12 protein-coding genes, 1 tRNA gene and 1 riboswitch are annotated in these 13,507 nt (G+C 68.3%); all 13 genes read right to left on the bottom strand.

Annotation, left to right across the window (positions count from 1 at the left end; genetic code table 11):
* Nucleotides 1–104 precede the first annotated feature (104 nt).
* The 13 genes from rplL to gcvT all read right to left on the bottom strand — a co-directional run bounded on the left by rplL (nt 105) and on the right by gcvT (nt 12,917).
* The gene (rplL, locus tag WDW90_RS09885) at nt 105–485 is read right to left on the bottom strand and encodes a 50S ribosomal protein L7/L12 (protein WP_336487212.1); all 381 of its coding nucleotides are present in this window, start codon (nt 483–485) and stop codon (nt 105–107) included.
* Between the two features lie 60 nt (nt 486–545).
* Nucleotides 546–1,064: a 50S ribosomal protein L10 gene (gene rplJ, locus WDW90_RS09880; RefSeq protein ID WP_336487211.1), complete on the bottom strand. Its 519-nt coding sequence runs from the start codon at nt 1,062–1,064 to the stop codon at nt 546–548.
* Nucleotides 1,065–1,588: 524 nt separating this feature from the next.
* Nucleotides 1,589–3,220 carry a B12-binding domain-containing radical SAM protein gene (locus WDW90_RS09875; RefSeq protein ID WP_336487210.1) on the bottom strand — a complete coding sequence of 544 codons (1,632 nt, stop codon included), beginning with the start codon at nt 3,218–3,220 and terminating at the stop codon, nt 1,589–1,591.
* Nucleotides 3,221–3,378: 158 nt separating this feature from the next.
* The gene (rplA, locus tag WDW90_RS09870; protein WP_336487209.1) at nt 3,379–4,077 is read right to left on the bottom strand and encodes a 50S ribosomal protein L1; all 699 of its coding nucleotides are present in this window, start codon (nt 4,075–4,077) and stop codon (nt 3,379–3,381) included.
* Nucleotides 4,078–4,089: 12 nt separating this feature from the next.
* On the bottom strand, nt 4,090–4,539 hold the full coding sequence (gene rplK / locus WDW90_RS09865) for a 50S ribosomal protein L11 (protein ID WP_109895603.1): 450 nt from the start codon (nt 4,537–4,539) through the stop codon (nt 4,090–4,092).
* A 235-nt stretch (nt 4,540–4,774) separates the two neighbouring features.
* A complete protein-coding gene (nusG, locus tag WDW90_RS09860; protein WP_336487252.1) occupies nt 4,775–5,308 on the bottom strand; it encodes a transcription termination/antitermination protein NusG in 534 nt (177 codons plus the stop codon).
* A 55-nt stretch (nt 5,309–5,363) separates the two neighbouring features.
* Entirely contained in the window at nt 5,364–5,660 is a 297-nt protein-coding gene (gene secE, locus WDW90_RS09855) for a preprotein translocase subunit SecE (RefSeq protein WP_336487208.1), read from the bottom strand.
* A gap of 176 nt (nt 5,661–5,836) precedes the next feature.
* Nucleotides 5,837–5,913: transfer RNA gene (locus WDW90_RS09850), tRNA-Trp, on the bottom strand.
* Nucleotides 5,914–6,006: 93 nt separating this feature from the next.
* Nucleotides 6,007–6,900 carry a DUF1444 family protein gene (locus WDW90_RS09845; protein WP_336487207.1) on the bottom strand — a complete coding sequence of 298 codons (894 nt, stop codon included), beginning with the start codon at nt 6,898–6,900 and terminating at the stop codon, nt 6,007–6,009.
* A gap of 175 nt (nt 6,901–7,075) precedes the next feature.
* Nucleotides 7,076–8,266 carry an elongation factor Tu gene (tuf, locus tag WDW90_RS09840; RefSeq protein WP_336487206.1) on the bottom strand — a complete coding sequence of 397 codons (1,191 nt, stop codon included), beginning with the start codon at nt 8,264–8,266 and terminating at the stop codon, nt 7,076–7,078.
* Between the two features lie 164 nt (nt 8,267–8,430).
* Nucleotides 8,431–11,277 (bottom strand): aminomethyl-transferring glycine dehydrogenase, encoded by a 2,847-nt coding sequence (gcvP, locus tag WDW90_RS09835; RefSeq protein ID WP_336487205.1) that lies wholly within the window; start codon nt 11,275–11,277, stop codon nt 8,431–8,433.
* Between the two features lie 66 nt (nt 11,278–11,343).
* The gene (gene gcvH, locus WDW90_RS09830; protein ID WP_336487204.1) at nt 11,344–11,706 is read right to left on the bottom strand and encodes a glycine cleavage system protein GcvH; all 363 of its coding nucleotides are present in this window, start codon (nt 11,704–11,706) and stop codon (nt 11,344–11,346) included.
* A 26-nt stretch (nt 11,707–11,732) separates the two neighbouring features.
* Entirely contained in the window at nt 11,733–12,917 is a 1,185-nt protein-coding gene (gcvT, locus tag WDW90_RS09825) for a glycine cleavage system aminomethyltransferase GcvT (RefSeq protein WP_336487203.1), read from the bottom strand.
* 50 nt (nt 12,918–12,967) lie between these two features.
* Nucleotides 12,968–13,075: riboswitch (glycine riboswitch) on the bottom strand.
* Nucleotides 13,076–13,507 lie beyond the last annotated feature (432 nt).

The raw sequence follows: 13,507 nt of genomic DNA, 5'->3' as shown, positions 1-13,507 counted from the left end.
AGCGGCCTTAGCCCGCGGGTGAGAACACCCGCGGGCTCCGGTCGCGGAAGGCCGGATCTCCGGCCCTCCGCGCTATGACGGGCCGGCGAGGGCCCATCGGTGTCTTACTTGAGCTCGACCTTGGCGCCGGCCTTCTCAAGCTGGGCCTTGAGCTTCTCGGCCTCGTCCTTGGCGACCGATTCCTTGACCGGCTTCGGAGCGCCCTCGACGAGGTCCTTGGCCTCCTTGAGGCCGAGGCCGGTGATCGCGCGGACCTCCTTGATGACCTCGATCTTCTTGTCGCCAGCGGAGGCGAGCACGACCGTGAACTCGGTCTGCTCCTCGACAGCGGCGGCAGCGCCACCGCCGGCGGCCGGGCCGGCAGCCACGGCGACCGCGGCGGCGGCCGAGACGCCCCACTTCTCTTCGAGCATCTTGGCGAGGTCGGCAGCCTCGAGGACGGTCAGCGACGAGAGGTCGTCGACGAGCTTGGCAAGATCAGCCATGGTTGTGTTCCTCTGGATATCGGTTTGAACGGATGGTTTTGAAAGGGGGTGAACCGGCCCTCAGGCCGCTTCGTCCTTCTTGGCATAGGCCCCGAACACGCGGGCGAGCTTGGCCGCCGGCGCGTTGACGACCTGGGCGATCTTGGTCGCGGGAGCCTGCACGAGGCCCACGATCTTGGCGCGCAGTTCGTCGAGGGACGGCAGCGAGGCCAGAGCCTTCACGCCGTCCGGGTTCAGGGCGGTCGTTCCCATGGCGCCGCCGAGGATCACGAGCTTTTCGTTGGCCTTGGCGAAATCCACCGCCACCTTCGCGGCCGCGACCGGATCGCTCGAGTAGGCGAGCAGGGTCGGGCCCTTCAGGAGGGGCTTGATGGAGGCGACGTCCGTGCCATCGAGAGCGATGTTGGCGAGGCGGTTCTTGGCGACCTTCACGGTTGCGCCGGCCTGCTTCATCTGCGAGCGCAGCTTCTGCATGTCGGCGACCGTGAGGCCCTTGTAGTGGGCCACGACGACGACGGCCGTGTTCGCGAACACGCCGTTGAGCGTCGAGACGAGATCAGCTTTAGCTGTCCTGTCCACTGGGCTCTCTCCGGTTGGCGGAACCCGGTCTCGGGTCCGCCGGTTGCACATGCCGCCCGGGACGGATCTCGGCCTCGAAGCCGGAACGTCCTGAGCGACGCTTCACGGCCCTGTCCCCTGGCGCCCGACCGGACGACATGGGTGAGAAGGTTCAAACCGATGCCTTCCCGCCCCGCGGATGCGGGCCGGCAAGGATTGTGAATTCGGTCTTCCCCGTCTGTGCAGGCTGGGGGATTAAGCCGGTCGCCCGGCGCCTGCAGTCTCGGACAGGACATGGCCGGACACGGCCCTGTGAGGCTTCCGCCTCACAGGTCCTTCCGGCCACCGCCGCCCGGTTGCCCAGGCGACATCTCAATCGGAACGCGGCCGATCGGCCGGCCCCTAACCTCAAAGTGAATTCGTGGAGCGCGGTGTATAGAGCCTAGCAAGCCGCCTGCCAAGACCCGGCGCGCGACATTTCCGTCGCAGGCAAGCGCTGCCTGCGGATGCTGCCCGCGGATCCTGCATGCCGGCCGCTCCCCGCCTCAGGTCGGCAGGAAGCGCCGCGCCGCCGCCTGCCACCAGGGTCGGTTGCGCTCGTGCTCGCGCTGCTCAGCCTTGGCGGCGTAGAAGGAGGCGTTGTGCTCGCCCCGCAGGGCTTCGCGGGTGAAGCGGATCAGGTGATGGGCGACGAAGCCCATGTTGAACACCGCCTCGATCTGCCCGCGCCGCAGCGCGTGGCCGGCCGCACGCCAGAACGGCCCGCGGTAATCCGACAGGATGCCGACCCGCAGGATGATGTTGAATCCGAGGATGAGGCCGCGGCGCAGGTTGGTGCGCGTCAGCTTGCCCTTCACCGGCGTGATGATCCGGTGCGGGTAGGTGGTGTCCACCTGATGCCGGAAGCGCTCGAAGATCCGCTCAGGACCGTAGGCATGGGCGATCGCCCGGCGCCAGCTCGCCACCACGTCGTCGTGCGGACGCTTGAACAGCACGTTCGATTCCAGCGCCGCGTCGTGCACGAGCCGGCCCTCGCGGGTGAGCCGGTCCCAGAGCGGGGTCTTGGGCAGAGCCTGCAGCAGGTTGATGGTCAGGACGGGGATCGCCGAGCGATCGATGAAGGCGATCAGGTTGTCCTCGGATTGGTCGGTGTCGGTGTCGAGCCCGAGGATGATGCCGGAGGTGACCTCGAGGCCGTAGCTGTTGAGCGTCTCGATCGCCTCGTACATCGGCACTGCGGCGTTGTGCTTCTTGTCGATCCCCGCGAGCGCGTCCTCTTCCGGCGTCTCGATACCGACGAACACGGTGATGAAGTTGGCCTCGCGCATCAGCGCGAGGATCTCCGGCTGCTTGGCCATGTTCAGCGTCGCCTCGCAGGCGAACTGGAGCGGGTAGTCGTTCCGCTTCTGCCAGGCCACGAGATGGGGCAGCATGTCCCGCGTCGCCTTGCGGTTGCCGATGAAGTTGTCGTCGACGAAGTAGACGACCGCCGGATGGCCGGGCTGGCTGACGATCGCGTCGAGCTCGGCGCACATCTGCTCCGGGCTCTTCAGCCGGGGCTGACGGCCGTAGAGTTGCGGGATGTCGCAGAACTCGCAGCGGTAGGGGCAGCCGGAGGAGAATTGCAGCGAGCCGATCAGGTAGCGCTTGAGCGGGGCGGCCTCGTAGGCGGGCGCGGGAAAGTCCGAGAGCGCCAGACGCTCCGCCGTCTCGAGCCGGACCTGGGCCGGGGGCCGCGCCACCTCCGCGTCGAGGATCGCGACGAGCCGGTCCGTGGCGTCGCCGATCTCGCCGAGATGCAGGTAGTCGAAGCCGGGATACTGCTCGGGCGAGCCGGAAACCGAGGGGCCGCCGAGCACCGTCACCTTGCCGGCCGCGTGCGCGCGGGCGTTGATGCCGTGGATCTGCGGCGCCTGGATGTGCATGCCCGACACGAACACCGCGTCGGCCCAGGCGAACTCCTCGGAGGTCGCCCGGCGGATGTTCTCGTCTATGAAGCGGCACTCCCAGGCCTCCGGCATGTAGGCCGCGATCAGCAGGAGCCCCTGAGGCGGCATGAACGCCTTGACGCCTCCCATCAGCGGATAGGCGTGCGAGAAGGTGCCGAAGGAGGGCGTGTAGGCGGGAAAGACGCAGAGGATGCGTCGGCGGGACGAGACCGGAAGGGAGCATCGCATGCCAGCGTATCTAGCACAGCGAAGGCGAATGGCGCCCCTCCTCGCGCCGATGTGCAAGGCGTTTCTTCACGGACGCGGTGCCGCTGCCGACGCGGAAACGCGAAGCGCCCGGCCGTTGCCGGCCGGGCGCTCCACGATGCCGATGAGGCGATGCCGGCTCAGGCCGTGAGCACGCTCGACGGCTCGACCTTCACGCCCGGCCCCATCGTCGAGGTAACGGCGATGCGCTGGATGTAGGTGCCCTTGGCGCCCGCGGGCTTGGCCTTGGCGACCGCGTCCGCGAAGGCCTTGATGTTCTCGACGAGCTTGGCCACGTCGAACGACACCTTGCCGACGCCGGCATGCACGATGCCGGCCTTCTCGACCCGGAACTCGACCGAGCCGCCCTTGGCGCCCGCGACGGCGCCCTTCACGTCCATGGTGACGGTTCCGACCTTCGGGTTCGGCATCAGGCCGCGCGGGCCCAGCACCTTACCGAGGCGGCCGACGAGCGGCATCATGTCGGGGGTGGCGATGCAGCGATCGAACTCGATCTTGCCGCCCTGGACGATCTCCAGGAGATCCTCCGCGCCGACGATGTCGGCGCCGGCCGCGCGGGCATCATCCGCCTTGGCGCCGCGGGCGAAGACCGCCACGCGGACGGTTCGTCCCGAGCCGTTCGGAAGATTGCAGACGCCGCGGACCATCTGGTCGGCGTGGCGCGGGTCGACCCCGAGGTTCATCGAGACCTCGACGGTCTCGTCGAACTTGGCGTTCGCCTTCGCCTTCACGAGTTCGACCGCCTCGTCGATCGCGTAGAGCTTCAGCGGCTCGATGCCCTCGCGGGCCGCGCGGATGCGCTTACCTTCACGTGCCATGGTGCCCTCCCCTTACGCGACGACGTCGAGGCCCATGGCCCGCGCGGAGCCACGGATCATCGCGACGGCCGCATCGACCGAATCGCAGTTGAGGTCGGGCATCTTCCTCTCGGCGATCTCGCGGAGCTGCGCCTCGGTGACCTTGCCGACCTTCGGGCCTTTGCCCGGGGTCTTGGAGCCGGAGGCCGGCTTCTTGCCGAGCTTCAGGCCCGCCGCCTTCTTGAGGAAGAAGGTGACCGGAGGCTGCTTCATCTCGAAGGTGAACGAGCGATCCTGATAGGCGGTGATGATCACCGGGATCGGGGTGCCCTTCTCCATCTGCGCGGTCTTCGCGTTGAAGGCCTTGCAGAATTCCATGATGTTGAGGCCGCGCTGACCGAGCGCGGGGCCGATCGGCGGCGACGGATTGGCGGCGCCGGCCGGGACCTGAAGCTTCACGTAGCCCGTGATCTTCTTCGCCATGGGACTGCTCCCAGATATTGCCCGCCGCCGGGCTGCCTAGGGCTCCGGCGGGACGGACGGTTGCAGGTCGCGGTGCGGCCCGTGGACCCCGGCGGCGAACCGGGCGGACCTCCCGCGGGTTTCCGCGAATGGGGAGTAGCGAATGGCAAATCGGAGGCGCCGTGAGAAACACCGGCGGTCGTGCCGGGCTCGGCAGCCCTACTCGCTATTCGCTGCTCCCCATCCGCTTCTACGATCAGGCCTTCTCGACCTGAGCGTATTCGAGTTCCACCGGAGTGGCACGGCCGAAGATCGAGACCGCGACCTTGAGGCGGGAGCGGCTCTCGTCGATCTCCTCGACGGTGCCGTTGAAGCTCGCGAAGGGACCGTCCGCGACGCGGACCGTCTCGCCGATCTCGAACGAGATCGAGGGCTTCGGGCGGTCGACACCCTCGGCCACCTGGCCCTTGATGCGCTCGGCCTCGGCATCCGGGATCGGCACCGGCTTCGACTTGTCGGCCCCGAGGAAGCCGGTGACCTTGGGAGTGTTCTTGATGAGGTGGTAGACTTCGTCCGTCAGGTCGCACTTCACCAGAACGTAGCCGGGGAAGAACTTGCGCTCGGCATCGACCTTGCGGCCGCGGCGCACCTCGGTGACCTTCTCGGTCGGTACCATGACCTCGTCGAAGAGGTCCAAAAGTCCGCGCTGGGCCGCCTGATCCTTGATGGACTGAGCGACCTTGTTCTCGAAGTTCGAGTAGGCGTGGACGATGTACCAGCGCTTCGACACGGTTGCGATCAACTCCAGACGTCCGGCGCGCCGCTCGGGCGGGCCGGAGAAATTCTCAGACCCCGAGGACCAGGCCGACGAGGTAGCGCAGGGCCTGGTCCACCACGGTGAAGAACAGGCTCGCCAGCACCACCATGATGAACACCATGATGGTGGTCACGGTGGTCTCCTTGCGGGTGGGCCACGTGACCTTGCGGCCCTCGTCGCGCACCTGGTTCAGGAACTCGATCGGACCGGTGCGCTTCGGCGCGGGCCGGGCCGGTGGGGTCTGGCGCGGCGGCGTCGGCGTCGACGGACCGCGCGGGGTGCCGCGCGTCAGATCCATTTTCTTCGTCGCTTCGTTCGATGCCATGACGTCAGAACCGGGGAACCATTGTCCGAGAATGGGGAAGCCGCGGCGCCGGGGCTCTCGCGAAGCCCGCACCGACGGCCATCATCGATCTCGGAGTGCGCCCGCTCTAGCGCAAGTCCGATCGCTTGTCGACAGGGCTCGAAACGCGCGGGGCGAAGACTGGCAGGAGTGAAGACTGGCAGGAGTGGAGGGACTCGAACCCGCAACCTCCGGTTTTGGAGACCGGCGCTCTGACCAGTTGAGCTACACTCCTAGGCGCCACGCTCCATGCCTCATCGCGCCGCGAGGCGCAAGGGGGCGCAAGCGTTGTGGCTGCGTGGGGAGGGGGCCGTGGATCGACGCGTCGTCAGCGGCCGTGGTCCACCAGTTCCCGCGCGTCGAGGGGCCGCAAGCCAGCCTTGTCGAAGCGGAAGAGTTCGTCACTGCGCGCGTACGGACCGCGGCGAAGCTGGTCGCTGGCAGCCTTGGCGAGGACGGCGCGCATCTTCGTATCGGCGGCCCACGCCATGAGAAGGTCCCGAACGGGCACGGCTGCCACAATGGCGGGCGAGCCTAGCGCATCGCAGATCCCCTCCATAAAGCGCGGCAGCAGCAGCCGGGCGGCGTCGTAGCCATCACCCGTCTCGACGGTCGCGAAGTGCCGCTGGCCCGTCTCCGTGGTGGCGACCTGGAGCGGGATATCCTTGGAAGCCGATTCCAGGTTCTCGACGGCTGGCCCTTCGAGGGCGGCCGCATCGATGCCCCAGGCCGTGAGCATCGGCATTGTCACCAGCTGGTAGCGGTTTGGCTCGTCGAGGGCATAGGCGACCCGCAGCCGCTTCGAGAAAGGCCGGCTGACGATGTCAGGAGACTGGATTGTGTAATCGGGCGGGACGAGCTGGATGCGAAGCCGGACCCGCGATTTCTCGAATGGCTCCATGCGGGAGGGCGGTGGCGCCTCCTTCGGATAGGGGCCCCTGGGCATCGTCCCCGTCAGGAACGCCAGGATGCGGCGCCGCCGCTCGGCTCCAGTCGCGCCGCGTAGATCGGCGTGAAGATTGCTGAGATAAATTGTGTAGGTCTCGACGTGCACCTGCTCCAGGTCATGATCGACCGAGATCTTCGCCCTGGGATACAGGCCACGCAGGATCGTGACGACCTCATCGCGGAAGCGCCCATCCTTCAGGTCGTCGGCGCGGGATGGGGAGGGGCAGGCGAGCAGGACCCCGTATCCCAGCAGGGTTCGGCGCGTCGGCTGCATCGGATGGCCTCGTCATGGGCGAAGTCGATCCGGAAGACGATTTCGCCCGGCCACCGTCAAGGTGATGGCCGGGCTAAACTTGTTGACTCACGACCTTGTCAGGTCATGGGCCGATGTTTCTTGCGGGCAGATCAACTGTTGCTTGTAGGATGAGGTGATCGGCCGCCTTTAAGATTTACTCGTTGATGGCTGCGACGACGCCGGCGCCGACGGTGCGTCCGCCCTCGCGGATGGCGAAGCGCAGCTTCTCCTCCATGGCGACCGGCACGATCAGCGCCACGTCCATGGTGACGTTGTCGCCCGGCATCACCATCTCGGTGCCCTCCGGCAGCGTGCAGACGCCGGTCACGTCGGTGGTGCGGAAGTAGAATTGCGGCCGGTAGTTGGTGAAGAACGGCGTGTGGCGGCCGCCCTCCTCCTTGGTCAGGATGTAGGCCTCGGCCTTGAACTTGGTGTGCGGCTTGACCGAGCCGGGCTTGCACACGACCTGGCCGCGCTCCACGTCCTCGCGCTTGGTGCCGCGCAGGAGCACGCCGACATTGTCGCCGGCCTGGCCCTGATCGAGCAGCTTGCGGAACATCTCCACACCCGTCACCGTCGTCTTGGTGGTCGGGCGGATGCCCACGATCTCGACTTCCTCGCCCACCTTGATGATGCCGCGCTCAACCCGCCCCGTCACCACCGTGCCGCGCCCCGAGATCGAGAACACGTCCTCGATCGGCATCAGGAACGGCATGTCGATCGGACGCTCCGGCTGCGGGATGTAGCTGTCGACCGTCGCCATCAGCGCCAGCACCGCCTCCTTGCCGATCTTGGGCTCCTTGTCCTCGAGCGCCATCAGGGCCGAGCCCTTGGTGATCGGGATGTCGTCGCCCGGGAAGTCGTACTTCGACAAGAGCTCGCGCACCTCGAGCTCGACCAGCTCCAGAAGCTCCTCGTCGTCGACCATGTCGACCTTGTTGAGGAACACCACCAGCGCCGGCACGCCGACCTGGCGGGCCAGCAGGATGTGCTCGCGCGTCTGCGGCATCGGCCCGTCGGCCGCCGACACCACCAGGATGGCCCCGTCCATCTGGGCCGCACCCGTGATCATGTTCTTCACGTAATCGGCGTGGCCGGGGCAGTCCACGTGCGCGTAGTGCCGGTTGCTGGTCTCGTACTCGACATGCGCCGTCGAGATCGTGATGCCGCGCGCCTTCTCCTCCGGCGCCTTGTCGATCTGGTCATAGGCCGTGAAGGTCGCACCCCCCGACTCCGCCAGAACCTTCGTGATCGCCGCCGTCAGAGACGTCTTGCCATGGTCGACGTGGCCGATCGTCCCAATGTTGCAGTGCGGCTTCGTGCGCGAAAACTTCTCTTTGGCCATCGTCTCTTTCCTGCGGCAAGGCCCGCGCTGGCGCGGGCCTGAACGGTCGCCCTCAAGTCTCGGAGCCGGGCGAAAGGCGCGGACCGCTTAGAGGCAAGCCGAAATTTGATCAAGTGCCGCGCTTCCGCCGGGCCGCGGCCCGATCGCCGCCCTCGGGGAATCGGTCATTCGGCCGCCTCCCCGTAGGCCTCCGGCGGCGGGCAGGAGCACATCAGGTTGCGGTCCCCGTAGGCGTTGTCGACGCGGTTGACGGGCGGCCAGTACTTGTCGATCCCGAGCGTACCGGCCGGGAAGCAGGCGGCCTCGCGAGAATAGGGCCGCTCCCAGGCGCCGATCAGGTCCTGCACCGTGTGAGGCGCGTTCTTGAGCGGGTTGTTCTGGCGGTCGATCCGGCCCTCCTCGATCGCCCGGATCTCCTCGCGGATCGCCAGCATCGCGTCGCAGAAGCGGTCGATCTCGGCCTTCGTCTCGGATTCGGTCGGCTCGATCATCAGGGTGCCGGCCACCGGCCAGCTCATGGTCGGCGGATGGAAGCCGCAATCGATCAGGCGCTTGGCGATGTCGTCGACGCTGATGCCGGCGCTCTTCTGGAAGGGCCGCACATCGACGATGCACTCGTGCGCCACCCGCCCGTTCTTGCCCGTGTAGAGGATCGGGTAGGCCTTGCCGAGGCGCTCGGCGATGTAGTTGGCGCTGAGGATGGCGATGCGGGTCGCCTGGGTCAGGCCGCGGCCGCCCATCAGCAGGCAGTAGCTCCACGAGATCGGCAGGATCGAGGCCGAGCCGAACGGGGCGGCCGAGACGGCGCCCTCCTCGCCGGTGCGCGGGTCGGACGGCAGGTGCGGGATCAGGTGAGCCTTGACGCCGATCGGCCCCATGCCGGGGCCCCCGCCCCCGTGCGGGATGCAGAACGTCTTGTGCAGGTTGAGGTGACTGACATCAGCACCGATATCGCCCGGCCGCGCGAGGCCGACCAGCGCGTTGAGGTTCGCACCGTCGAGGTAGACCTGCCCACCATGGGCGTGGACGATGTCGCAGATCTCCCGCACCCGCTCCTCGAACACGCCGTGTGTGGATGGATAGGTGATCATGCAGGCCGCGAGGTTCGCCCCGTGCTGCTCGGCCTTCGACCGGAACTCGTCGAGGTCGATGTTGCCGTCGCGATCGGCGCCCACCACCACGACGGTCATGCCGCACATCTGGGCCGAGGCCGGGTTGGTGCCGTGGGCCGAGGACGGGATCAGGCAGACGGTGCGGTGCGCCTCGCCGCGCGCGAGATGGTAGCCGCGGATCGCGAGCAGCCCCGCATATTCCCCCTGCGCGCCCGAGTTCGGCTGCATCGAGATCGCGTCGTAGCCCGTGATGGCGCAGAGCTTCTCGGACAGGTCGTCGATGAGCTGCCGGTAGCCCCGGGCCTGGTCCGCCGGCACGAACGGGTGGATCTCCGAGAATTCCGGCCACGAGATCGGCAGCATCTCGGCGGTGGCGTTGAGCTTCATGGTGCAGGAGCCGAGCGGGATCATGGCCCGGTCGAGGGCGAGGTCCCGGTCGGCGAGGCGGCGCATGTAGCGCGTCATCTCGCTCTCGGCCCGGTTCATGTGGAAGATCGGGTGCGTCAGGTACTCGGAGGTGCGCGACAGCTCGCGCGGCAGGCGGGTCTCGGGCCACGCCTCGTCGTAGGCGAGGTGCGCGCCGCCGAAGGCGCGCCAGACCGCCTGGATGATGTCGGGTCGGGTGCGCTCGTCCACGGTGATGCCGATGCGGTCGGTGCCCACCCTGCGCAGGTTGACCCCGTTCTCGACGGCGTTCTCCAGGATCACGCCCTGAAAGGGGCCGACCTCGACCGTGACGGTGTCGAAGAAGTGACGGGGCTGCACCGTGAAGCCGAGGCCGATCAGCCCCTCGGCGAGCCGCACCGCGTCGCGATGCACCCGCTCGGCGATGGCCTTGAGGCCGCGCGGCCCGTGATAGACCGCGTACATCGAGGCGATGACGGCGAGCAGCACCTGGCTCGTGCAGATGTTCGAGGTCGCCTTCTCGCGCCGGATATGCTGCTCGCGGGTCTGGAGCGCGAGGCGGTAGGCGCGGTTGCCCTTGGCGTCGACGGATACGCCGACGATGCGGCCCGGCAGCGAGCGCTTGTGCGCGTCGCGGGTCGCCATGTAGGCCGCGTGCGGGCCGCCGTAGCCCACCGGCACGCCGTAGCGCTGCATGGAGCCGACCGCGATGTCGGCGCCCATCTCGCCGGGCGGCTTCAGCAGGGTCAGCGCCAGCGGGTCGGCGGCCACCGCCGCGACGGCGCCGGCCGCGTGGAGCGCTGCGATCGGCTCGGAGAAATCGTGGATCTCGCCGCAGACGCCCGGATACTGGAAGAGCGCGCCGAAGACGGAGCCGGGATCGAGTTCCGCGAAGGGATCGCCCACGACGATGCGCCAGCCGAGTGGCGCCGCCCGGGTCCTCAGCACCGCGATGGTCTGGGGCAGGCAGTTCGCGTCGACGAAGAAGGTGTCGGCCTCCGTCTTGGCCAAGCGCCGCGCCATGCCCATGGCCTCGGCCGCCGCCGTCGCCTCGTCGAGGAGCGAGGCGTTGGCGACGTCGAGTCCGGTCAGGTCGCAGACGAGGGTCTGGAAGTTCAGCAGCGCCTCGAGCCGGCCCTGGCTGATCTCGGGCTGGTAGGGCGAGTAGGCGGTGTACCAGGCAGGATTCTCGAAGATGTTGCGCTGGATCGCCGGCGGCATCGTGGTGCCGTGGTAGCCCTGCCCGATCAGCGAGACGAGGAGCCGGTTCCTGTCGGCCGTCGCCCGCATGTGCTCGATCACCCGGCGCTCGGTGAGCGAGCGCCCGAAATCGATCCGCTCCGCCTGCCGGATGTCGGCCGGCAGGGTCTCGTCGATGAGCGCGTGGAGGTCGGGCGATCCGACCAGGGCGAGCATCTCGGCGATCTCGCCGCGGGTCGGGCCGATATGCCGCCGGTTGGCGAAATCATAGGGGTCGTACTTGTCCGCGCTCATGGCATGTTCCGGGCTCGACGATCGGGATGGGCGGGGATAGCGCTGCCGGGCGGGCTGCCTGCCACCCTACTTGGCGAAGGCCGCGTAGGCCGCCTCGTCCATGAGGCCGTCCATGGCGGACGGGTCCGCGAGCCGGATCCTGTAGAGCCAACCCTCACCCTGCGGATCGCTGCCGACGGTCGCCGGGTCGTCCACGGCCGCCGCGTTGACCTCCGTGACCTCGCCGGTCAGCGGCGCGTAGACGTCCGAGGCCGCCTTGACGGACTCGACCACGGCCGCAGCCTCGCCCTTGGTCAGCTTCGCGCCGACCTTCGGCAACTCGATGAAGACGAGATCGCCCAGTTGCTCGGCGGCGTGCGCTGTGATCCCCACGGTCGCGATGTCGCCCTCGAGTTTCAGCCACTCGTGCTCGTCGGTGAATCTCAGCATGATGTGCTCCTCGGGAATGCGTGGGATCAGCCGCGCTTGAAGCCGGCCGGAACGAAGGGAAGCCGGGTCACGCTCAGGGGCAGGCGCTGGCCCCGCACGTCGGCGTAGACTTGGGTGCCGGGTTTCGACAGCGCGACGGGCAGGTAGCCCATGGCGACCGGAGCCTGCAGGCTCGGCCCGAAGCCGCCCGACGTGACGATGCCGACGGGCTCGGCCTCGCCTGTGCCGGCATAGAGGGCCGCGCCCGCGCGCACGGGCGCGCGGCCCTCCGGCCGCAGGCCGACGCGCAGCCGCGCGGGACCCTCGTCGATCGCCCGCAGGATCCGGTCCGAGCCCGGAAATCCGCCCGCGCGGCTGCCTCCGCTGCGGCGAGCCGGGGAGACGGCCCAGGTCAGCCCGGCTTCGACCGGATCCGTGCCCGGATCAATGTCGGCGCCGTGCAGGCACAGGCCTGCCTCGAGGCGCAGGGAGTCGCGCGCGCCGAGTCCGACCGGCAGAATGTCCGCATGGTCGAGCAGCGCCGCGGCGACAGCCTCGGCGCTCTCGCTCGGCAGCGAGATCTCGAACCCGTCCTCGCCCGTGTAGCCGGAGCGCGTGACGAGGGCAGGCGTACCCAGGATCGCGACCTCGCACGCATCCATGAAGCGCATCGCCGCGACCTCCGGCGCGAGCGCCGCCAGGGCGGCCTCCGCCCGCGGCCCCTGCAGGGCGATCAGCGCGCGCGGCAGCATCGCCAGGTCGATCGAATCGGGAAGGTGCGCGCGCAGATGCGCCTCGTCCGCGGCCTTGCGAGCCGCATTCACCACGAAGACGAACCGATCGCCGAGCCGGGCGACCATCAGGTCGTCGAGGATGCCGCCGCCCTCGTCGGTGAGGAGCCCGTAGCGCTGGCGGCCGGGCTTCAGCCCGACGATGTCGGCCGGGACCAAGCTTTCGAGTGCGCGGGCCGCCTCGGCGAGGTCGCCAGAGCGGGCGCGGACCGCGATCTGACCCATATGCGAGACGTCGAACAGTCCCGCGGCGGCCCGCGTGTGGAGATGCTCCTTCAGCACGCCCGCAGGGTACTGGAGCGGCATCTCGTAGCCCGCGAAGGGCACCATCCGGGCGCCCAGGCGCAGATGGAGCGCGTGCAGCGGCGTGCGCTCAGGCGCGGCATCCAGGCCGGTCCCGGGACGGTTCTGGGCGACGGGCGTGCCGGACTCTGGACACATCAGGCTTCTCCACGACAGTCAGCATCGGCAAAGCCCGGTCGAGCCTTGCCCTGCCCCCATCTGTCGCGGTTACCTGAGAGCTTCTCTCACCCGCTCAGGCGGGATGAGATTTCTCCTTCGGTGGACGCCGTCCGGCGCCTCTCTCCAGATTGTCCAACGGTGCGGTGATTGTGCCTGAGAGTTTCCGGGGGTGGTTGCTCCGTCGGCGCCATGGCCGCCGTTCGTCGGCCTGGGCTCTCCCGCATCGTCCTTTCGGACTTATCGAACCTGTCATGTTGCGGCGCATCGTGCAAGCCGTCTCCGGAGAGCCGTGCCGATGCTCACGGCGATTTGTCAGTGCCAGGAACGGCGCTGTCGCGGGGCAGCGGAGCCTTCAGCCGAGCCTTGGGGCCGCGCGCGATCTTCGTACGTAAACGTGCCGAAGTTCTGGATTTCCCTGAGCGAAGGCCCAGCGCGCATGGCCGCAAGGCGCCTTTACGGCGGCTTTTCTGCTCATCCGACGCAGTTTGGGCCGAATGTGTGTCTGCGGGGACATAGGGAGAAGGCCGTGCTCAAGCTTAGAGTCTCGGTCATCGCCCTCCGGCCCTCGG

This window comes from Methylobacterium nigriterrae, assembly GCF_037106235.1.
Lineage (GTDB): Bacteria > Pseudomonadota > Alphaproteobacteria > Rhizobiales > Beijerinckiaceae > Methylobacterium > Methylobacterium nigriterrae.
This window is presented reverse-complemented; position numbering and strand designations above follow the sequence as displayed.

Bases quoted from the DNA above. Each gene is read 5' to 3' on its own strand.
- rplL (WP_336487212.1), bottom strand. From the start codon at position 485: ATGGCTGATCTTGCCAAGCTCGTCGACGACCTCTCGTCGCTGACCGTC.
- WDW90_RS09875 (WP_336487210.1), bottom strand. From the start codon at position 3,220: ATGCGATGCTCCCTTCCGGTCTCGTCCCGCCGACGCATCCTCTGCGTC.
- rplA (WP_336487209.1), bottom strand. From the start codon at position 4,077: ATGGCACGTGAAGGTAAGCGCATCCGCGCGGCCCGCGAGGGCATCGAG.
- rplK (WP_109895603.1), bottom strand. From the start codon at position 4,539: ATGGCGAAGAAGATCACGGGCTACGTGAAGCTTCAGGTCCCGGCCGGC.
- secE (WP_336487208.1), bottom strand. From the start codon at position 5,660: ATGGCATCGAACGAAGCGACGAAGAAAATGGATCTGACGCGCGGCACC.
- WDW90_RS09845 (WP_336487207.1), bottom strand. From the start codon at position 6,900: ATGCAGCCGACGCGCCGAACCCTGCTGGGATACGGGGTCCTGCTCGCC.
- tuf (WP_336487206.1), bottom strand. From the start codon at position 8,266: ATGGCCAAAGAGAAGTTTTCGCGCACGAAGCCGCACTGCAACATTGGG.
- gcvP (WP_336487205.1), bottom strand. From the start codon at position 11,277: ATGAGCGCGGACAAGTACGACCCCTATGATTTCGCCAACCGGCGGCAT.
- gcvH (WP_336487204.1), bottom strand. From the start codon at position 11,706: ATGCTGAGATTCACCGACGAGCACGAGTGGCTGAAACTCGAGGGCGAC.
- gcvT (WP_336487203.1), bottom strand. From the start codon at position 12,917: ATGTGTCCAGAGTCCGGCACGCCCGTCGCCCAGAACCGTCCCGGGACC.